Raw genomic sequence first — 21,572 nt, forward strand, 5'->3', positions numbered from 1 at the left:
CGCCAGACAGTCACGAGCACGCCCGCATAACCCGGATTCAAACTATGCTGCTTTCCGAACAGGCCTACCAGAAAATCGACCGAGAACTCGCCAAGTTCCCGGCCGACCAGCGGCAGTCCGCCATCATGGCCTCTCTTGCCATCGCGCAGGAAGAGAAGGGCTGGTTGGCTACCGACATCATCGAAGATGTAGCGAACTACATCGGCGTCCCGCCCATCGCGGTGCAGGAAGTCGCCACCTTCTACAACATGTTCGACGTCAAGCCCGTCGGCAAGACCAAGATCGCGGTCTGCACCAACCTGCCCTGTGCCTTGCGCGACGGCGAACGTGCGGGTGACTACCTCAAGCGCAAGCTGGGCGTGGACTATCGCGAAACCACCGCCGACGGCCAGTTCACCCTGGTCGAGGGCGAGTGCATGGGCGCCTGCGGCGATTCCCCCGTGCTGATCGTGAACAACAAGCATATGTGCGTGCGCATGACCGAAGAGAAGCTGGACGCGCTGGTCGCGGCCCTCAAGGCGCAAGGAGAGTCGGCATGAACGCGCCGGACATCTACAAGCAGTTCGCGCAGGGCCTGGAGCCCAACCCGCTGAACGACCTGTCCAATTCGATGTGCCTGCACGGCCGTCACATCAAGCCGCAGATCATGGCCGACGTCGACGGCGCCAACTGGCGCCTGGCCGACTACGTCAAGCGCGGCGGCTACGAAGCCCTGCGCAAGATCCTCACCACCGGCATGAAGCCGGAAGACGTGATCGCCGAAGTCAAGGCGTCGGGCCTGCGCGGCCGCGGCGGCGCGGGCTTCCCGACCGGCCTGAAGTGGAGCTTCATGCCGCGCGCCTTCCCGGGCCAGAAGTACCTCGTCTGCAACTCGGACGAAGGCGAACCGGGCACGTTCAAGGATCGCGACATCCTGCGCTTCAACCCGCACATCGTGATCGAAGGCATGGCGATCGCCGCCTACGCGATGGGCATCAGCGTCGGCTACAACTACATCCACGGTGAAATCTTCGAAGTCTACGAGCGCTTCGAAGAGGCCCTGGAAGAGGCGCGCGCCGCCGGTTTCCTGGGCGACAGGATCCTGGGTTCGGAATTCAACTTCCAGCTGCACGCGTTCCACGGCTATGGCGCCTACATCTGTGGCGAGGAAACCGCGCTGCTGGAATCGCTGGAAGGCAAGAAGGGCCAGCCGCGCTTCAAGCCGCCGTTCCCGGCCAGCTTCGGCCTGTACGGCAAGCCCACCACCATCAACAATACCGAAACCTTCGCGGCGGTGCCCTGGATCATCCGCAACAGCGGCCAGGCCTACCTCGAAGTCGGCAAGCCCAACAACGGCGGCACCAAGCTGTTCTCGATCACCGGCGACGTCGAGCGTCCCGGCAACTACGAGATCCCGCTGGGCACCCCGTTCTCGACCCTGCTGGAACTGGCGGGCGGCATGCGCGGCGGCAAGAAGCTCAAGGCCGTGATCCCGGGCGGTTCGAGCGCCCCGGTGCTGCCGGCCGACATCATGATGGAAACCACGATGGACTACGACGCCATCGCCAAGGCGGGTTCCATGCTGGGTTCGGGCGCCGTGATCGTCATGGACGAGACGCGCTGCATGGTCAAGTCGCTGCTGCGCCTGTCGTATTTCTATTTCGAGGAAAGCTGCGGCCAGTGCACGCCGTGCCGCGAAGGCACCGGCTGGCTGTACCGCATGGTGCACCGCATCGAAAACGGCCACGGCCGTCCGGAAGATCTGGACATGCTGGACAACGTGGCGGGCAACATCATGGGCCGCACCATCTGCGCCCTGGGTGACGCCGCCGCCATGCCCGTGCGTGGCTTCCTCAAGCATTTTCGCGACGAATTCGCGCACCACATCGAGCACAAGTCGTGTGTGGTTCCGCAATATCTGTAGGTCTCAGGAACAGCAATGGTTGAACTAACCGTCGACGGCAATACGGTAGAAGTGCCCGAGGGCAGCATGGTGATGCATGCGGCCCAGAAAGTCGGGCTTTACGTGCCGCATTTCTGCTACCACAAGAAACTGTCCATCGCGGCCAACTGCCGCATGTGCCTGGTCGAAGTGGAAAAGGCGCCCAAGGCGCTGCCCGCCTGCGCCACCCCCGTGACGAACGGCATGGTCGTGCACACCTGCTCCGAGAAGGCTCGCGCCGCTCAGAAGTCGGTGATGGAATTCTTGCTCATCAATCACCCGCTCGACTGCCCGATCTGCGATCAGGGCGGCGAATGCCAGCTGCAGGACCTGGCCGTGGGCTACGGCGGCTCTTCCTCGCGTTACCAGGAAGAAAAGCGCGTGGTGTTCCACAAGGACCTGGGCCCGCTGGTTTCCGCCGAGGAAATGAGCCGCTGCATCCACTGCACCCGCTGCGTGCGCTTCGGCCAGGAAATCGCCGGCGTCATGGAACTGGGCATGCTGGGCCGCGGCGAGCACTCCGAAATCACCTCGTTCGTGGGCCGCTCGATCGAATCCGAACTGTCGGGCAACATGATCGACATCTGTCCGGTGGGCGCGCTGACCTCCAAGCCCTTCCGCTACAGCGCCCGCACCTGGGAACTGGCCCGTCGCCGTTCGGTCAGCCCGCACGACAGCCTGGGCGCCAACCTGGTGGTCCAGGTCAAGGGCGACCGCGTCATGCGCGTGGTGCCGTTCGAGGACGAAGCCATCAACGAATGCTGGATCAGCGACCGCGACCGCTTCTCGTACGAAGGCCTGAACAGCGAAGACCGCCTGGCCGCGCCGATGATCAAGGGCGCCGACGGCAAGTGGCAGGAAGCCTCCTGGGCCGACGCCCTGGCTGCCGTGGCCCAGGGCCTGTCGCGCGTGCGTGACAGCTTTGGCGCCGGCCAGATCGGCGCCCTGGCGTCGGAATACGCCACCACCGAGGAATACGCGCTGCTGGGCCGCCTGGTCCGCGCGCTGGGTTCCGAGAACATCGATTTCCGCCTGCGCCAGACCGACCCGGCCTTCGACGCCGCGCTGACCGGCGCGCCGTGGCTGGGCATGCCCATCGCCGAACTCGACAACCTGGACCGCGTCCTGGTGGTCGGCTCGTTCCTGCGCAAGGATCACCCGCTGATGGCCCAGCGCCTGCGCCAGGCCGCCAAGCGCGGCACGCAGATCCTGATGGTCGACAGTGCCGCCGACGATCCCCTGATGCCGGTCGCCGGCCGCCTCACCGTGGCCCCGTCCGAGCTGCCGCGCGCCCTGGCCGAAGTGGCCGTGGCCCTGGCGCAAGCCAAGGAAGCCGCGGTGCCGGCCGAGTTCGCCTCGGTCACCCCGGGCGAGAACGCCAAGATCATCGCCGCCAGCCTGGCGTCGGGCGCCAACACCGCCGTGCTGATGGGCAACCTGGCCGTGGCCAGCGCCCAGGCCTCGACCCTGGCCGCCAACGGCCGCGCCGTGGCCGACCTGGCCGGCGGCAAGTTCGGTTTCCTGACCTCCGGCGGCAACACCGTCGGTGGTTACCTGGCCGGCGCCATCCCGGGCAAGGGCGGCAAGAACGCCGCCGCCATGCTGGCCGAGCCGCTCAAGGCCTACGTGGTGCTGCACGCCGAGCCGCTGCTGGATGCCGACAATGGCCAGCAAGCCATCGCCGCGCTGCGCGGCGCGCAATTCGCCGTGGCCCTGACGCCTTACCGTTCGGCCGCCGCCGAATGGGCCGACGTCATGCTGCCGGTGGCGCCGTTCACCGAAACCTCGGGCACCTTCGTCAACGCCCAGGGCCTGGCCCAGAGCTTCAAGGGCACGGTCGCGCCTTTCGTCCAGACCCGTCCGGCCTGGAAGGTCCTGCGCGTGCTGGGCAACGTCCTGCACCTGGCTGGCTTCGATGACGAAACCTCCGAGTCCGTGCGCGATGCCGCGCTGGCCGGCGGCGTCGAAGGCCGCCTGTCCAACGACATCAAGGCCCCGCTGGGCCTGGGCCAGCCCCTGACCGGGCTGGAACGCGTCGCCGACGTGCCGATCTACCGCAGCGACGCCATGGTGCGCCGCTCGGAACCGCTGCAGGCCGCGCCGGCTTCGAAGAAGCCCGCCGCCCGCATGAACGGCAACACGCTCACCAGCCTGGGCCTGACCGCCGGCGTCAAGGTCCGCGTGACGGGCGGGCAGGGCGCTGTCGAGCTCGAAACCGTGCAGGACGACGCCGTGGCCGATCGCGCCGTGCGCATCGCCGCAGCCTTTGAAAATACCGCAGCCCTGGGTGGCGCATTTGGTCAACTCAGCGTGGAGCGTGCCTGATGGAATGGCTCAATGTTCTTGAAAGCCACGGAACGGCATTGCTCGGTCCGACGGTCTGGATGGTTCTCTGGACGATCATCAAGATCGTGGTCATCGCCGTGCCCATCATCCTGTGCGTCGCCTACCTGACGTACTGGGAGCGCAAGATGATCGGCGCCATGCACGTGCGCATGGGCCCGAACCGCGTCGGTTTCAAGGGGCTGCTGCAGCCGTTCGCCGACGTGTTCAAGCTGCTGACCAAGGAAGTCGTGGTCCCCAGCCAGGCCAACAAGGTGCTGTTCGTCGTGGCTCCCGTGGTCACGCTGATGCCGGCCCTGGCCGCCTGGGCGGTGGTGCCGTTCGGCCCCGACGTGGTCCTGGCCAACGTCAACGCCGGCCTGCTGTACATCATGGCCATCACGTCGATCGGCGTGTACGGCGTGATCGTCGCCGGCTGGGCCTCGAACTCGAAGTACGCGTTCCTGGGCGCGCTGCGCGCCTCGGCCCAGATGCTGTCGTACGAACTGGCCATCGGCTTCGTGCTGGTGACGGTGCTGCTGGTGTCCGGCAGCCTGAACATGTCCGAGATCGTGCATGTGCAGAACCGCGGCTGGTTCGCCGACAAGGGCCTGACGTTCCTGTCCTGGAACTGGCTGCCGCTGCTGCCGCTGTTCGTGATCTACGTGATCTCGGCCGTGGCCGAAACCAACCGCCACCCGTTCGACGTGGTGGAAGGCGAATCGGAAATCGTGGCCGGCCACATGGTCGAATACTCGGGCATGGCCTTCGCGCTGTTCTTCCTGGGCGAATACGCCAACATGATCCTGCTGTCGTGCATGGCCTCGATCATGTTCCTGGGGGGCTGGGCGTCGCCGATCGACATCGCGCCGCTGACCTGGATCCCGGGTTGGATCTGGCTCGGTCTCAAGACGTTCGTCGTGGTTTCGTTGTTCGTGTGGTTCCGCGCGTCGTTCCCGCGTTACCGCTACGACCAGATCATGCGTTTGGGCTGGAAGATCTTCATCCCGCTGACCGGTGTTTGGCTGGTCATTGTGGCGATCTGGATGCAGACGCCCTGGAACATTTGGCGCTAAGCCGCCAGGCAGAGGCAGGATATGGAAGCGATCAAAGATTTCTTCGGCAGCTTGATGCTGGCCGAACTGCTCAAGGGCATGCGCCTGACGGGCAAGTATTTCTTCAAGCGCAAGGTGACCTTGCGCTACCCGCAGGAAAAGACGCCGACCTCGGCGCGTTTCCGCGGCCTGCACGCGCTGCGCCGCTACCCCAATGGGGAAGAGCGCTGCATCGCGTGCAAACTGTGTGAAGCCGTGTGCCCCGCGCTGGCCATCACCATCGAGTCGGACCAGCGTGACGACGGCACCCGCCGCACCACGCGCTACGACATCGACCTGACCAAGTGCATTTTCTGCGGCTTCTGTGAGGAAAGCTGCCCCGTGGACTCGATCGTGGAAACGCACATCCACGAATACCACGGCGAAAAGCGCGGCGACCTGTATTTCACCAAAGACATGCTGCTCGCCGTGGGCGACCGCTACGAAGCCGAAATCGCCCGCCGCCGGGCCGAAGACGCTCCCTACCGTTGAGCCCAGGGTCCTGATCCATGACTTTTACCACTGTCCTGTTTTACATACTGGCCGCCGTGCTGGTGATCGCGGCGTTCCGCGTGATCACCGCGCGCAGCCCGGTCACCGCCGTCCTGCACCTGATCCTGGCGTTCGCCAACGCGGCCATGCTGTGGATGCTGCTGGGCGCCGAGTTCCTCGCGCTGCTGCTGGTGCTGGTGTACGTGGGCGCCGTGATGGTGCTGTTCCTGTTCGTCGTCATGATGCTCGACATCCGCATGGATGCGCTGCGCCAGGGCATGAAGACCTACCTGCCGCTGGGCCTGGTGATCGGCCTGGTGATGGTGCTGGAAATGGCCTTCGTGCTGGGTTCGACCTGGTACGGCGCGGGCCCGCAGGCCCCGGTCGCCGGCGACTACAACAATGCCCGCGCCCTCGGTGAAGCGATGTACACGCACTACATCTACGCCATCGAAGTCGGCGCCGCGCTGCTGCTGGTCGGCATGGTCGCCGCCATCGCGCTGACCCTGCGCCGCCGCCGCGACGTCAAGTACAACGACCCGGTCGCCGCCGTCCGCGTGCGCTCGAAGGACCGCTTCCGCATGGTGAGCATGCCCGCCCAGAGCGAGCGCGCCCAGGCCCAGAACGGCACCGCCGCGCCCGCCGCGCCCCAAGGAGAAAAACAATGACGCTGACGCTGGCCCATTACCTGATCCTGGGGGCGATCCTGTTCGCCATCGGGATCTTCGGCATCTTCCTGAACCGCCGCAACCTGATCATCCTGTTGATGTCCATCGAGCTGGTGCTCCTGGCCGTCAACATGAACTTCGTGGCGTTCTCCAGCTGGTTCGGCGACACCGCCGGCCAGGTGTTCGTGTTCTTCATCCTGACCGTGGCCGCCGCCGAAGCGGCGATCGGCCTGGCCATTTTGGTGCTGCTGTTCCGCAACCTGAACACGATCAACGTTGACGAACTCGATCGCCTGAAGGGCTGACGGGGTATTGGAAGAAAATGTCTAGCTCACCCAATCTCTACCTGCTCATCGCGCTGGCGCCGCTGGCCGGAGCAATCCTCGCGGGCCTTTTCGGCACCGGGTTCCTGGGCCGTCCGATCGGCCGTCGCGCCTCGCACGTCATCACCATCCTGGGCGTGCTCATCTCCGCCATCGGTTCGGTGGTGGTGCTGGGCGACGTGCTCAACGGCCTGCGCTTCGACGGCGCGGTCTACACCTGGAGCCTGATCGGCCAGACCAAGCTGGAAATCGGCTTCCTGATCGATCCGCTGTCGGCCATGATGATGGTCGTGGTGACCTCGGTGTCGCTGATGGTGCACATCTACACCATCGGCTACATGGCCGACGATCCCGGTTACCAGCGCTTCTTCTCGTACATCTCGCTGTTCACGTTCTCCATGCTGATGCTGGTGATGTCGAACAACATGGTGCAGCTGTTCTTCGGCTGGGAAGCGGTGGGCCTGGTGTCGTACCTGCTGATCGGTTTCTGGTACACCCGCCCGACCGCGATCTTCGCCAACATGAAGGCGTTCCTGATCAACCGCGTCGGCGACTTCGGCTTCGTCCTCGGCATCGGCCTGCTGTTCGCCTACGCCGGCACCATGCACTACGGTGAAGTGTTCGCCCAGGCCGACAAGCTGTCCAAGCTGACGCTGCCCGGTTCGGACTGGATGCTGCTGACCGTGGCCTGCATCTGCCTGTTCATCGGCGCCATGGGCAAGTCGGCGCAGGTGCCCCTGCACGCCTGGCTGCCCGACTCGATGGAAGGCCCGACCCCGATCTCCGCGCTGATCCACGCCGCCACCATGGTGACGGCCGGCATCTTCATGGTCGCGCGTTTCTCGCCGCTGTTCGAGCTGTCGGACACCGCGCTGTCGTTCATCATCGTGATCGGCGCCATCGGCGCGCTGTTCCTGGGCATCCTGGGCATCATCCAGAACGACATCAAGCGCGTGGTGGCGTATTCGACGCTGTCGCAGCTGGGCTACATGACCGTCGCGCTGGGCGCCTCGGCCTACTCGGTGGCGATCTTCCACCTGATGACGCACGCGTTCTTCAAGGCGCTGCTGTTCCTGGGCGCGGGCTCGGTCATCATCGGCATGCACCATGACCAGGACATCCGCAACATGGGCGGCCTGCGCAAGTACATGCCCATCACCTGGATCACCTTCCTCTTGGGCACGCTGGCCCTGGTCGGCACGCCGTTCTTCTCGGGTTTCTACTCGAAGGAACACATCATCGAAGCGGCCGGCGCCGCCCACGTCTGGGGCGCCAGCTTCGCCTACTACGCCACGCTGATCGGCGTGTTCGTGACCTCGCTGTACTCGTTCCGCGTGTACTTCCTGGTCTTCCACGGCAAGGAACGCTTCGACACCAGCGACCACGGTCATGGCCACGGCCACGACGCGCACGGCCATGACGACCACGGCCACGACGACCATGGCCACCACGGCGGCAAGCCGCACGAGTCTCCCTGGGTCGTGACCCTGCCGCTGATCCTGCTGGCGATCCCGTCGGTGCTGATCGGCGCCTGGGCGGTGGATCCGATGCTGTTCGGCAAGTTCTTCAACGGCGTGATCACGGTGCTGCCGCAGCATCCCGCCATGCACGAACTGCATGAAGAATGGCACGGCTGGGTCGCCTTCGGCCTGCACGCCTTCCAGACCCTGCCGTTCTGGCTGGTCGTGGCCGGCGCGGTCATCGCCTGGTACTGCTACCTGATCAACCCGAAGGTCCCGGCCGCGATCAAGTCGAGCCTGTCGGGCGTCAACAAGGTGCTTGAGAACAAGTACTACGTCGACTGGGTCAACGAGCAGATCATCGCCCGCGGCCTGCGCTGCCTGGGTCGTGGCCTGTGGCAGACCGGCGACCGCGGCATCATCGACGGCCTGCTGATCAACGGCAGCGCCCGCGTGGTGGGCTGGGTGTCGGCGATCAGCCGCCACCTGCAGTCCGGCTTCATCTATCACTACGCGTTCGCGATGATCATCGGCATCATGGCGCTGGTGACTTTCTTTGTGCTGATTCCCCAATGATGGCAAGCGAGATGGCATCCAACACTTTCCCCTGGCTCACGCTTGCGATCTTTGTCCCGATCGTATTCGGCCTGCTGGTGCTGGCGGTGGGCCGTGACGACCGTCCCGGCCTGACGCGCGGCCTGTCGCTGATCGGCTCGATCGCCGGCTTCCTCGTCACGATCCCGCTGTACACCGGGTTCGACTCCAAGACGGCTGCCATGCAGTTCGTCGAGAAGACCTCCTGGATCGAAGCCTTCAACGTCAACTACCACCTGGGCGTGGACGGCATTTCGCTGTGGTTCGTGCTCCTGACCGCGTTCATCACCATCATCGTGGTGCTGGCCGGCTGGGAAGTCATCACCAGCCGCGTGTCGCAGTACATGGCCGCCTTCCTGATCCTGTCGGGTCTGATGGTGGGCGTGTTCTGCGCGCTGGACGGCATGCTGTTCTACGTGTTCTTCGAAGCCACGCTGATCCCGATGTACATCATCATCGGCGTCTGGGGCGGACCGAACCGGGTGTACGCGGCCTTCAAGTTCTTCCTCTACACCCTGATGGGCTCGCTGCTGACGCTGGTGGCGTTCGTCTACCTGTGGAATGCCTCGGGCGGTTCGTTCGACATCCTGACCTGGCAGCAGACCAAGCTGGGCTACACCCCGCAGATCCTGATCTTCGTGGCGCTGCTGGCGGCCTTCGCGGTCAAGGTGCCGATGTGGCCGGTGCACACCTGGCTGCCGGACGCCCACGTCGAGGCGCCCACCGGCGGCTCCATCGTGCTGGCCGCGATCATGCTGAAGCTGGGCGCCTACGGTTTCCTGCGCTTCTCGCTGCCGATCGCGCCCGACGCCTCGCACAGCCTGGCCGGCCTGATGATCACGCTGTCGCTGATCGCCGTGATCTACATCGGCCTGGTGGCGATCGTGCAGGACGACATGAAGAAGCTGGTGGCCTATTCGTCGGTCGCCCACATGGGCTTCGTCACCCTGGGTTTCTTCATCTTCAACACGGCCGGCGTCGAAGGCGCCATCGTGCAGATGATCTCCCACGGCTTCGTCTCGGGCGCCATGTTCATGTGTATCGGCGTGCTCTATGACCGCATGCACTCGCGCCGCATCGCCGACTACGGCGGCGTGGTCAACGTGATGCCGCGCTTCGCCACGTTCTTCATCCTGTTCTCGATGGCCAACAGCGGCCTGCCGGCCACCAGCGGTTTCGTCGGCGAGTTCATGGTGATCATGGGCGCGGTCGAGCACAACTTCTGGATCGGCCTGCTGGCGGCCACCGCGCTGATCCTGGGCGCTTCGTATTCGCTGTGGATGGTCAAGCGCGTGGTCCTGGGCGACGTCGCCAACGACCACGTCCGCGAGCTGACCGATATCAACCGCCGCGAATTCGTGATTCTTGGCGTGATGGCGATCGCCGTGCTGTACATGGGGATCTATCCCAAGCCCTTCACCGACGTGATGCACGTGTCGGTCGAGGCCCTGCTGCAACACGTTGCCGTCTCGAAACTGTAAGACAAGACAATGATGCAATCCCAAATCGATTTCGCCCTGGCGACACCGGAAATCCTCCTGCTGGTTTTCGGCCTGGCTATCCTGCTCGTCGACGCGGTCAGCAATCACCCCGAGCGCAAGCCGACGTTCCTGCTGACCATGCTGGCGCTGGGCGTGCTGACCGTGGTGTCGGCGCTGCAGTGGAAGAACGGCGTCACGGGTTCGACCTTCAACGGCCTGTACGTCACCGACGAGCTGTCGCACCTGCTCAAGATCGCCTCGTACATCGCGGTGGCGGTCACGCTGGTCTACGGCCGCGTCTACGCCCAGCTGCGCGACATGATGCGCGGCGGCGAACTGTACGTGCTGACGCTGTTCGCCCTGCTGGGCCAGATGGTGATGATCTCGTCGGGCAACCTGATCTCGATCTACCTGGGCCTGGAGCTGATGTCGCTGGCGCTGTACGCGCTGATCGCGCTGCGTCGCGACAACGTCGTCGCCACCGAAGCCGCCATGAAGTACTTCGTGCTGGGCGCGCTGGCCTCGGGCTTCCTGCTGTACGGCATGTCGATGGTCTACGGCGCCACCGGTCACCTGGACCTGGCCGAAGTCTCCAAGGTCATCGCCGCCGGCAAGGCCGAGAAGCTGGCCCTGGTGTTCGGCATCGTGTTCCTGGTTTCGGGCCTGGCGTTCAAGCTCGGCGCCGTGCCGTTCCACATGTGGGTGCCGGACGTCTACCAGGGTTCGCCGACCGCGGTCACGCTGATCCTGGGCGGCGCGCCCAAGCTGGCGGCCTTCGCCATCACGCTGCGCCTGCTGGTCGACGGCCTGCACGGCCTGGCGGCCGATTGGCAGCCGATGCTGATGATCCTGGCGGTGCTGTCGCTGGCCATCGGCAACCTGACCGCCATCGCGCAGACCAACTTCAAGCGCATGCTGGCCTACTCGACCATCTCGCACATGGGCTTCGTGCTGCTGGGCCTGATGTCGGGCTCGGTGGCCGGCAAGCCGGAACTGGCGTCCGCCGCCTACGGCGCGTCGCTGTTCTACATGCTGACCTACGTGCTGACCACGCTGGCCAGCTTCGGCATCGTGCTGCTGCTGTCGCGCCAGGGTTTCGAGTGCGAGCACATCGACGACCTGAAGGGCCTGAACCGCCGCAGCCCGTGGCATGCCGCCATCGTGCTGCTGCTGATGTTCTCGCTGGCCGGCATCCCGCCGCTGGTGGGCTTCTACGCCAAGCTGGCGGTGCTGCAGGCGCTGGTCAGCGCCGGCCACGTCACGCTGGCCGTGATCGCGGTGCTGTTCTCGCTGATCGGCGCGTTCTATTACCTGCGCGTGGTCAAGGTCGTGTACTTCGACGAGCCGGCGGCCGATGCCGCCCCGATGTCGGCCACCTGCGGCCAACGCGGCGTGCTGTCGGTCAACGGCCTGCTGATCCTGGTGCTGGGCCTGTTGCCCGGCGGCCTGATGGCCCTGTGCGTGCAGGCCATCCGCAGCTCGCTCAGCCTGTAAGCGGAACGGGCGATGAACCAGACCCTGGCGGTATGGCTCCTGATCGCGCTGGCCCTGGTCAGCGCGAACCTGCCTTTCCTGACGGAGCGCGTGTTCGCCGTGCTGCCGTGGAAGCAGGGCGGGGCCGAGGCCGTCAAGCCGTTCTGGATGCGCCTGGTCGAAGTGCTGGTGTTCTACCTGATCGTGGGCGCCCTGGGATTCACGTTCGAGTCCGTGCTGGGCAATCGCTTCGCGCAGACCTGGGAGTTCTACGCCATCACGTTGAGCCTGTACCTGGTGCTGGCTTATCCGGGGTTCGTGTATCGCTATCTCTTCAAGCGCCATCCCCGCCTGCGGACCTGAACCGCCCGCCACGCCTTCGCAGTACCTGCCAAACGCCCCGCAAGGGGCGTTTGGCTTATGCGTGCCAGCGTTGCCGTCGATTGCCGTTTTCGTGGCGAAATGGCATCACACCGCGCCACTCTCGCGTTACCGCGTCCGATTTCCGGGCACGGCCTGAACTCGATCAGCTTTCCAATACAGAATCGCAACCTGTCATAAACAGGAATGCTTGTCATTCATGTTCTGGAGGTTGATGGTGAAGCACGAAGACTCGTATGCATTGAATACCCTGGCCAGTTCGCTGGCTGCCGCGGTGGCGGTTCCCGCACTGTTCATCAGCCCCTATGCGCTGGCGCAGTCCGGCGCCCATGGCGTCACGCAGCTGGCGCCGGTGGAAGTGGAGGGCGAGGATTCGCCCTACCAGCCCGATGCCGCGCAGTCGCCCAAGATGACCGCGCCGCTGCTGGACACGCCGCGTTCGGTGCAGGTGGTGCCCAAGCAGGTCATGTCCGACCAGTCCGCCAGCTCCTTGCAGGACGTGCTGCAGAACTCGCCGGGTATCACCTTCGCTGCTGGCGAAGGCGGGCGCGCCGGCGGCGACCTGCCCGTCATCCGCGGCCAGAATGCCGCCAGCAGCCTGTTCCTGGACGGAATGCGCGATGCCAGCATGCAGGCGCGCGACACCTTCAACCTGGAACAGGTCGAGATCATCAAGGGGCCCGATTCGGTCTATTCCGGCCGCGGCGGGGCGGGCGGCAGCATCAACCTCGTCAGCAAGGCGCCCAAGGCCAAGGATGCCACCGAGGTCACGGGCCAGATCGGCACCGATCGCAACTACCGGGGAAGCGTCGACAGCAACTGGCGGCTGGGCGAAAAATCCGCTTTCCGCCTGAATGTCATGGGCACCAAGGGTGACGTGCCGGGCCGCGACAGGGCGGTGAATTTCGAGCGATGGGGCGTGGCGCCGTCGCTGATGCTGGGGATGGGCACGCCGACCCGCATCACGCTGAGCTACTACCACTACCAGAACGACAGCATGCCGGACTACTCCATCCCCTACGACCCGCGAGTGGGTCTGCCGGTCACGGAGACCCTGGGGATCAGCCGCAAGAACTTCTACGGCCTGGCCGAACGCGACTTCATGAAGACGCGCGATGGCATGGCCACCGTCGATTTCCAGCACGATTTCTCCGACAAGCTCACGTTGCGCAACGTGGTTCGATATGGCCGCGAAACCGCCGATTACCTCGCCACCCAGCCCGACCTCACGCTCGCAAACCTGCCCGCGGGGATCGTGGACAGGCCGGCCTACGGCAGGTACTACACCACCAAGGCATTCGCGAACCAGACCGACCTGAGCGGCGAGTTCCTGACCGGCGCCGTCAAGCACGGGTTCGACCTGGGCTTCGAGTACACCAGCGTGAAGCAGACCATGGCCTACACCAACGACCAGGTCCTGTCTTCGGATGGCGTCACCAAATGCCCGGCCGATCTGACGCAGACCTCGCTGCGCAATCCCGATCCGAACGTGGCCTATCCTTGCCGCACCGCCCGCAGCTGGCCGGCTCCCTACGCCACCGACACCCTGGCGCTATACAGCTTCGACACCCTCAAGTTCGACGAACAATGGCAGGCCAGCGTCGGCTTGCGCTGGGACAATTACCGCACCAGCGGCCACGACAAGAAAAAGCAGGGCTACCGCCGCACCGACAATCTGTTCAACTACCAGTTGGGCCTGGCCTACAAGCCCGTGCCCCAAGGCACGATCTATGCGTCCTATGGCACGTCGTCCACGCCGTCCGCGGTGGCGGGTGCCACGGCTTCCGACATTCTCAGGAAAAGCTCGGACGAGGCGGCGGCGCCGGAAAAAAGCCGTTCGGTCGAGGCGGGCGTCAAGTGGCTGGTCCTGGATGAACGCCTGACGCTGACGGGCGCGGTGTTCCAGGATACGCGCAGGAACACCAACATCGAGGTGTTGCCGAACGAATACGAGCAGGCGGGCCAGACCCGCGTGCGCGGCATCGAACTGGGCTTCTCCGGTTCCATCACGCCGGCATGGAACATCTATGGCGGCTATACCTTCCTGGACAGCAAGCTGATCCGGGGCGGACGCAAGGACATCGGCGCCGAGGGCCAGGAGCTGCCGAACACGCCGCGCAATGCGTTCAGCCTGTGGTCCACCTACAAGGTGCTGCCTGAACTGACGTTGGGCGGCGGCGCCTACTATGTCGACAAGGTCTACGGCAACGCCGACGCGGGCGTCGATGCCAGCGGTGCGCCCAAGGCGCGCTGGGTGCCGTCGTACTGGCGCTTCGATGCGATGGCCAAGTACAAGTTCAGCTCCCACCTGGCGTTGCAGCTCAATGTCCTGAACGTGTTCGACCAGACTTTCTACACCCGGGCCAGGCCGAAGAACCACGCCGCGCTCGGCACGGGCAGGGCGGCGCTGCTGTCCGTGAGACTGCGCTACTGAGCGGGACCCTTCAAAAAACCACCTTCGCGGTGGTTTTTTTGAAGGCAGGAGTGACGGCCGGATCCGTTCGGATCCCTTGCGGATTCAGCGAGGTTTCAGGGAATACCCCCGTTATATACAAAGCCACATCAATGAAGTTCTCTTAACTTGTGTTGTTTTTTTCCCGGCTTTACGGGGAATTGATCTTTCTTTCAGGAGGCTTTCAGATTCGAAGGCCAGAATCGCAACCTTCCAAAAAACAAGAATCGTTGCTATTCATATTCTGGAGAAAGCGTTGAAATCCGAAGACACCTTTGCCGTCACGTCGCTCAGCGGATCGCTGGCCGCGGTGCTGGCGACCCCGGCGCTGTTCCTGGCTCCGGCCGCGCAGGCGCAATCGGGCGGACAGGGCGTGACGCAGCTGACACCCGTGCAGGTGCAGGGCGATGCGCTGGTGCCGTACGACGTCAAGGATTCCGCTTCCACCAAGTTCACCGCGCCCTTGCTGGACACGCCCAAGTCGGTGCAGGTCATTCCGCAGGAAGTGATCCAGAACCAGGCGGCGTCCACCCTGACCGAGGCGCTGCGCAACTCGCCGGGCATCACGTTCGGCGCGGGCGAGGGCGGCAATCCGCTCGGCGACCGCCCGATCATCCGCGGCTACGACGCCCAGGCCAGCACCTACGTCGACGGCATGCGCGATATCGGCGCGACCTCGCGCGAGGTGTTCAACCTGGAGCAGATCGAGGTCATCAAGGGTTCGGACGGCGCCTTTGGCGGCCGTGGCGGCGCCGGCGGCAGCATCAACCTGATCAGCAAGACGGCCAAGGCCGAGAATTTCACCGCGGCCAGCCTGGGCATCGGCACCGACAGCTACTATCGCGGCACGATCGACAGCAACTGGCTGCTGGGCGAGAAGACCGCCTTCCGCCTGAACGCCATGTATCACGACGCCGACGTGGCCGGCCGCGACATGGTCAACAACAGCCGCTGGGGCGTGGCGCCCACCATCACCTTCGGCGTGAACACGCCGACCCGCGTGACGCTGAGCTACTACCACATGCAGTCGGACGACCTGCCCGACAGCGGCATCCCGTACGCCTATCCCAGCACCAAGGTGCAGCGCAACGGCAGCTTCATGGGCGTCACGCAGACCGGTCCGGCCAGCGTCGACCGCAATAATTTCTACGGCCTGTCCAGCGACTACCGCAAGACCACGTCCGACATGGGCACGATCGGCATCGAGCACGATTTCTCGAACCGCCTGACCCTGCGCAACATGACGCGCTATACCTATTCGACCCAGGACTACGTCTGGACGCAGCCCGACGACAGCCAGGGCAACGTGCTCAACGGCCGCGTCTGGCGCCGCGCCAACACCCGTGCCAGCCGCGTCGACAGCCTGGCCAACCAGACCGAGCTGACGGGCAAGTTCGAGACCGGCTCGCTCAAGCACAGCTTCAACGTGGGCATCGAGCTGTCCAAGGAGGAGGGCAAGAAAGATACGCTGGCGATCAATCGCGGTTCCGGCTCCGGCGCGGCCAATGCCTGCAAGTCCTTGGGCGCGGCCTCCAACTACAACTGCACCAGCCTGTACGACCCGGATCCGCACGATCCCTGGGTCAACACGCTGGACGGCGACCGCGTCGGCCAGCCGACCCGTTCGCGCACCATCACCAAGTCGATCTACGCCTTCGATACCGTGGAACTGACGCCGCAATGGCTGGTCAACGGCGGTCTGCGCCTGGACCGCTACGAGACCAAGTTCACCAATACGCCGGCCAACAAGTACCAGGTCATCAAGCGTGACGACACCCTGCTGAACTACCAGTTGGGCCTGGTGTTCAAGCCGGCCGACAACGGCAGCGTGTACGTGTCGTACGCGACCTCGTCGACGCCGTCCAACGCCACGCTGGGCGAAGGCAGCGAAAGCCTGGCCCTCACGCCGGGCCGCGGCAACGTCGGCATGAACGCGGCCGACATGGCGCCGGAAAAGAACAAGACCTACGAGATCGGCACCAAGTGGGACGTGCTGGACCGCCGCATGACGCTGACGGCCGCGCTGTTCCGCACCGAGACCACCAACGCCCGCGTCACGCTGCCGTCGGGCGACTACGCCATGGCTGGCAAGAAGGAAGTGAACGGCCTGGAGCTGGGCTTCTCGGGCAGCATCACGCCCGCCTGGCAGGTGTTCGGCGGCTACACCTTCATGAAGAGCAAGCTCAAGGACGGCGCCGGCGCCGACGAGGGCAATGCGTTCCCCAACACGCCGGAGAACAGCTTCAGCCTGTGGTCGACCTACGCGGTGACGCCGGACTTCACGCTGGGCGGTGGCGCCTACTACGTCGGCAAGCAGTACGGCAACACCGCCAACACCACCTACATCCCGTCGTACTGGCGCTTCGATGCGATGGCCGGTTACCGCTTCAACAAGAATTGGAACCTGCAGCTGAACGTCTTCAACCTGTTCGACAAGACCTACTACGACAAGGCCTATCCGGCGCACTACGCCAACATCGCGCCGGGCCGCTCGGCGATCCTGAGCGTGAACATGCGCTACTGAGGCAGGATCAGCTTTCGAACCAGTTCAGCACGCCGTCCAGGCCCGAGACGTTCAGCGCGTAGCGGGTCTGCTGCCGCACCAGCGGCTTGGCGTGGTAGGCCACCGGGAAGCCGGCGGCGCCCAGCATCTTCAGGTCGTTGGCACCGTCGCCCATGGCGATGACCTGCTCCTTGGTGGCGCCGTGGGTGCGGGCGAACTCGCGCAGGTAGACGGCCTTGGCGTCGGCGTCCAGGATATCGCCCAGCACGCGGCCGGTCAGCACGCCGTTGTCGATTTCCAGCGTGTTGGCGTGCGCGCTGTCCAGCTTCAGGCGCTCACGCAGGCGGTCGGTGAAGAAGGTGAAGCCGCCGGACACCAGCAGCACCTTGATGCCGGCGGCCTGGGCGGTGGTGATCAGGCGTTCTGCACCCGGGTTCAGGCGCAGCTTTTCGGTGTAGACCTGTTCCAGCGCTTCGGCCGGCACGTCCTTGAGCAGCGCCACGCGGCGCCGCAGGCTTTCGGCGAAGTCCTTGATCTCGCCGCGCATCGCGGCCTCGGTGATTTCCGAGACCTTGTCCTTGACGCCGGCCACGCCGGCGATCTCGTCGATGCACTCGATGTTGATGAGCGTCGAGTCCATGTCCATCGCCAGCACCTTGCAGTGCGACAGCTTCAGGCCGGCCGGCACGAAGGCGGTGTCGATGCCATGGCGCTCGGCCCACGCCACCACGTCGGCGCGCGTGGCGTCATCGTGCTGCACGTCGAGCAGGCGCGCGGCCGTGGCGCTGATGCGGGCCACGCCTTGCGCCTGCGCCAGGGCGGCGAGCTGTTCGGCGTGTTCGACGGTCAGGCCGGGGGATTGGACGACGAGGTGATGGATAGTCATAAAAATGCGAAGGTCGGGGCGGGTTACTTCAAGGCGCGCAGCACGGCGCGCACGGCATCGGCGCGAGCCGGGATCTGCGCGGCCTTGATCTCAACCCGCAATTTATCCTGTCCGGCGAGTTTGATGTGGCGTTGCCGCTGCACCAGCTCGATGATTTTCGCCGGATCGACGCTGGTCTTGGGGCCGAACTGCAGCAGCGCCTGGGTTTCGCTGGCGTCGATCTTGACGATGCCCAGCGGTTGCGCGGCCAGGCGCAGGCGGTGCGTGGTCAGCAGCGTCTGCGCCGCTTCCGGCAGCTTGCCGAAGCGGTCGATCAGTTCTTCCTGGATCTGGATCAGGTCGTCCTCGTCGGCGGCGTGGGCCAGGCGCTTGTAGACGCTCAGGCGCGCGTGCACGTCGGCGCAGTAGTCGGACGGCAGCAGCGCCGGCGCGTGCAGGTTAACCTCGCAGGCCAGGTTGAAGGGTGCGTCCAGGTCCGGCTCTTCGCCGGCGCGCAGGGCGCGCACCGCTTCGTTGAGCATCTCGTTGTACATCGAGAAGCCGACTTCCTGGATGTTGCCGGACTGCGAATCGCCCAGCACCTCGCCGGTGCCGCGGATCTCCAGGTCGTGCATGGCCAGGTAGAAGCCCGAGCCCAGTTCCTCCATGGCCTGGATCGCTTCCAGCCGCTTCTTGGCGTTGCTGGTGATGGCGTCCTCGCCCGGCGTCAGCAGGTAGGCGTAGGCCTGGTGGTGCGAGCGGCCGACGCGGCCGCGCAGCTGGTGCAGCTGCGCCAGGCCGAAGCGGTCGGCGCGGTGGATCACGATGGTGTTGGCGCTGGGCACGTCGATGCCGGTCTCGATGATGGTGGTGCACAGCAGCACGTTGTAGCGCTGCTGGTAGAAGCCCTTCATCACCTGTTCCAGGTCGCGCTCGGGCATCTGGCCATGGGCCACCGCGATGCGGGCCTCGGGCACCAGCTCTTCGAGGCGGGCGCGGCGGTTGTGGATGGTCTCGACCTCGTTGTGCAGGAAGTAACACTGGCCGCCGCGCTTGAGCTCGCGCAGCAGCGCCTCGCGCAGCGTGCTGCCGTCCTCGCGCCGCACGAAGGTCTTGATCGCCAGGCGCTTTTGCGGCGCGGTGGCGATGACCGAGAAGTCGCGGATGCCTTCGAGCGACATGCCGAGCGTGCGCGGGATCGGCGTGGCGGTCAGGGTGAGCACGTCGACCTCGGCGCGCAGCGCCTTGAGCGCTTCCTTCTGGCGCACGCCGAAGCGGTGTTCCTCGTCGATGATGACCAGCCCGAGGCGCTTGAACTTCACGTCCTTGGACAGGATCTTGTGGGTGCCGATGACGATGTCGACGCGGCCGTCGTTGATGCCCTCGATGGCGGCCGATACTTCCTTGGCCGAGCGGAAGCGCGACAGCTCCACCACCCGCACCGGCCAGTCGGCGAAGCGGTCGGAGAAGGTCTGCGCGTGCTGCTCGGCCAGCAGGGTGGTGGGGCAGAGCAGGGCGACCTGCTTGCCGTTGGCCACCGCCAGGAACGCGGCGCGCAGCGCCACCTCGGTCTTGCCGAAGCCGACGTCGCCGCACACCAGGCGGTCCATCGGCCGGCCCGAGGTCATGTCGGCGATCACGGCCTCGATGGCGGCGGCCTGGTCGGCCGTTTCCTCGAAGCCGAAGCCTTCGGCGAAGGCCTGGTAGTCGTTCAGCGGCAGGTTGAAGGCGAAGCCCTCGCGCGCGGCGCGCTGGGCGTACAGCGCCAGCAGTTCGGCGGCGGTGTCGCGCACCTGTTTGGCCGCCTTGCGGCGCGCCTTGTCCCACTGGCCCGAGCCGAGCTGGTGCAGCGGCGCGGCTTCCGGATCGGCGCCGCTGTAGCGGGCGATCACGTGCAACTGCGACACCGGCACGTACAGCGTGCTGCCGTTGGCGTATTCGAGATGCAGGAACTCCATCTCGCCTTCGCCCATGTCCATGTTGACCAGGCCGTGGTAGCGGCCGATGCCGTGCTGCGCGTGCACCACCGGGTCGCCGGCGCGCAGTTCGGACAGGTCGCGCACCATCGCTTCGACGTTGCTGGCGCGTTCCTGGTCGCGCTTGCCGCGCCGGCCGGTGGCGGCGACGCCGGGATACAGGTCGTTTTCGGTCAGGAACGCCAGCCCGGCCTGCGGCAGCTCGAAGCCGGTGGCCAGGGGCGCGGCGACGATGCCGAAATGGGCGTCGGACGCGAGAAAGGCCTCGATGGTCTCGGGTTGCGCGTCGGGCGTGACGCCGAACTCGTTCAGCATCTGCACCAGCGTCTCGCGCCGGCCCGCCGAATCGGCGCACAGCAGCACGCGGCCATCGTGCCGCCCCACCAGCGCGCGCAGTTTGGCGATCGGGTCTTCGGCGCGGCGCGCGACGCTGACGTCGGGCGCGGCGCGGAAGTCGGGATGCGGCTGGCCGGCGCCCAGCGCCAGGCGGCGGAAATCCTTCAGGCGGGCGTACAGCGCCTGCTCGTCCAGGAACAGCGCGGACGGGGGCAGCACCGGCCGTTCGCGGTCGCTTTTCAGGAAGCCATAGCGGCTGCCGGTGTCCTGGCTGAAGCGCATCATGGCGTCGTCGATGTCGCCGACCGTGACGGTGAGCGTGCCTTCGGCCAGGTAGTCGAACAGCGTGGCCGTCTCGTCGAAGAACAGCGGCAGGTAGTACTCGACCCCGGCGAAGGGGATGCCGTTGCCGATGTCCTTGTAGGGCAGGGCGCGCGAGGGATCGCCTTCGAACACTTCGCGGAATCGCGCGCGGAAGCGGTTGCGCGATTCCTCGTCCATGGGAAATTCGCGCCCCGGCAGCAGTTGCACCTCGCGCACCGGGTACAGGCTGCGCTGGGTGTCGACGTCGAAGCTGCGGATGGTCTCGATCTCGTCGTCGAACAGGTCAAGCCGGTAGGGCAGCGCCGATCCCATCGGGAACAGGTCGATCAGGCCGCCGCGCAGACAGAACTCGCCGGGCGCGGTGACCTGGGTGACGTGGTTGTAGTTGGCCAGCGTCAGCTGCGCGCGCAGCGCTGCTTCGTTGAGCTTGTCCTTCTGCTTGAAGGAGAAGGTGTAGGCCGCCAGGAACGACGGCGGCGCCAGCCGGTACAGCGCGGTGGTGACCGGCACCGTGAGCACGTCCACCGTCTTCATCATCAGCGAATGCAGGGTATGCAGGCGCTCGGAGATCAGGTCCTGGTGCGGCGAGAAGGCGTCGTACGGCAGGGTTTCCCAGTCGGGCAGCTGGCGCACCCGCAGGCCGGGCGCGAACAGCGCGATTTCCTCGGCCAGGCGCTGGGCTTCCAGCGGCTCCGCGGTCAGCACCACCAGCGGCGCGCCGGCCTGCCGGGCCAGGTCGGCCAGCAGCCAGGCATCGCCCGAGCCGGGCGGCCGGGGTTGCGCATAGCGCGTGCCGGGCTTGAGCGCGGCGAGAGTGGGGGCGGTCGCGGGGACGGGCGGCGCTACCGTGGCGGAGGAGGTGGGAGCGGGCATCAGGCTGGGAGCAGGCATCAAGCGGAAGATTATA

General features: G+C 65.5%; 15 protein-coding genes. 13 read left to right on the forward strand and 2 right to left on the reverse strand.

The features are described 5' to 3' along the window. Positions 1-44 precede the first annotated feature (44 nt). The 13 genes from nuoE to AT699_RS06870 all read left to right on the forward strand — a co-directional run bounded on the left by nuoE (position 45) and on the right by AT699_RS06870 (position 17,185). Positions 45-539 (forward strand): NADH-quinone oxidoreductase subunit NuoE, encoded by a 495-nt coding sequence (nuoE, locus tag AT699_RS06810; protein ID WP_006389212.1) that lies wholly within the window; start codon positions 45-47, stop codon positions 537-539. Continuing rightward, positions 536-1,903, forward strand: coding sequence for an NADH-quinone oxidoreductase subunit NuoF (gene nuoF, locus AT699_RS06815; protein WP_006389213.1), 1,368 nt, complete (start codon positions 536-538; stop codon positions 1,901-1,903). The genes nuoE and nuoF overlap by 4 nt, the downstream gene beginning before the upstream one ends. Before the next feature lie 15 nt (positions 1,904-1,918). Beyond that, the gene (nuoG, locus tag AT699_RS06820) at positions 1,919-4,246 is read left to right on the forward strand and encodes an NADH-quinone oxidoreductase subunit NuoG (protein WP_024068074.1); all 2,328 of its coding nucleotides are present in this window, start codon (positions 1,919-1,921) and stop codon (positions 4,244-4,246) included. After that, entirely contained in the window at positions 4,246-5,319 is a 1,074-nt protein-coding gene (gene nuoH / locus AT699_RS06825) for an NADH-quinone oxidoreductase subunit NuoH (RefSeq protein ID WP_006389215.1), read from the forward strand. The genes nuoG and nuoH overlap by 1 nt, the downstream gene beginning before the upstream one ends. 21 nt (positions 5,320-5,340) lie before the next feature. Further along, positions 5,341-5,829 carry an NADH-quinone oxidoreductase subunit NuoI gene (gene nuoI, locus AT699_RS06830; RefSeq protein WP_006389216.1) on the forward strand — a complete coding sequence of 163 codons (489 nt, stop codon included), beginning with the start codon at positions 5,341-5,343 and terminating at the stop codon, positions 5,827-5,829. Between the two features lie 17 nt (positions 5,830-5,846). Next, complete coding sequence (locus AT699_RS06835; protein WP_006389218.1) at positions 5,847-6,497, forward strand: NADH-quinone oxidoreductase subunit J; 651 nt, start codon at positions 5,847-5,849, stop codon at positions 6,495-6,497. Then, positions 6,494-6,802: an NADH-quinone oxidoreductase subunit NuoK gene (nuoK, locus tag AT699_RS06840; RefSeq protein WP_006217969.1), complete on the forward strand. Its 309-nt coding sequence runs from the start codon at positions 6,494-6,496 to the stop codon at positions 6,800-6,802. Before AT699_RS06835 ends, nuoK begins: the two co-directional genes overlap by 4 nt. A gap of 17 nt (positions 6,803-6,819) precedes the next feature. Beyond that, positions 6,820-8,856, forward strand: coding sequence for an NADH-quinone oxidoreductase subunit L (gene nuoL, locus AT699_RS06845; RefSeq protein WP_006389219.1), 2,037 nt, complete (start codon positions 6,820-6,822; stop codon positions 8,854-8,856). Beyond that, complete coding sequence (locus AT699_RS06850; RefSeq protein WP_020924741.1) at positions 8,853-10,355, forward strand: NADH-quinone oxidoreductase subunit M; 1,503 nt, start codon at positions 8,853-8,855, stop codon at positions 10,353-10,355. The genes nuoL and AT699_RS06850 overlap by 4 nt, the downstream gene beginning before the upstream one ends. Positions 10,356-10,364: 9 nt before the next feature. Then, complete coding sequence (nuoN, locus tag AT699_RS06855) at positions 10,365-11,849, forward strand: NADH-quinone oxidoreductase subunit NuoN (RefSeq protein ID WP_006389222.1); 1,485 nt, start codon at positions 10,365-10,367, stop codon at positions 11,847-11,849. Positions 11,850-11,861: 12 nt separating this feature from the next. Then, the gene (locus tag AT699_RS06860) at positions 11,862-12,191 is read left to right on the forward strand and encodes a DUF2818 family protein (protein WP_024068076.1); all 330 of its coding nucleotides are present in this window, start codon (positions 11,862-11,864) and stop codon (positions 12,189-12,191) included. 217 nt (positions 12,192-12,408) lie between these two features. Beyond that, positions 12,409-14,643 carry a TonB-dependent receptor gene (locus AT699_RS06865; protein WP_024068078.1) on the forward strand — a complete coding sequence of 745 codons (2,235 nt, stop codon included), beginning with the start codon at positions 12,409-12,411 and terminating at the stop codon, positions 14,641-14,643. Between the two features lie 274 nt (positions 14,644-14,917). Next, the gene (locus AT699_RS06870) at positions 14,918-17,185 is read left to right on the forward strand and encodes a TonB-dependent receptor (protein WP_024068079.1); all 2,268 of its coding nucleotides are present in this window, start codon (positions 14,918-14,920) and stop codon (positions 17,183-17,185) included. A 7-nt stretch (positions 17,186-17,192) separates the two neighbouring features. Here AT699_RS06870 and serB read toward each other — a convergent pair whose 3' ends face one another. After that, positions 17,193-18,050 (reverse strand): phosphoserine phosphatase SerB, encoded by an 858-nt coding sequence (gene serB / locus AT699_RS06875; RefSeq protein WP_020924737.1) that lies wholly within the window; start codon positions 18,048-18,050, stop codon positions 17,193-17,195. 23 nt (positions 18,051-18,073) lie between these two features. Beyond that, positions 18,074-21,556 carry a transcription-repair coupling factor gene (gene mfd, locus AT699_RS06880; protein WP_024068080.1) on the reverse strand — a complete coding sequence of 1,161 codons (3,483 nt, stop codon included), beginning with the start codon at positions 21,554-21,556 and terminating at the stop codon, positions 18,074-18,076. Between the last annotated feature and the right edge of the window lie 16 nt (positions 21,557-21,572).

Origin of the sequence: Achromobacter xylosoxidans (assembly GCF_001457475.1) — a bacterium.
In the GTDB taxonomy this organism is placed as follows: domain Bacteria; phylum Pseudomonadota; class Gammaproteobacteria; order Burkholderiales; family Burkholderiaceae_B; genus Achromobacter; species Achromobacter xylosoxidans.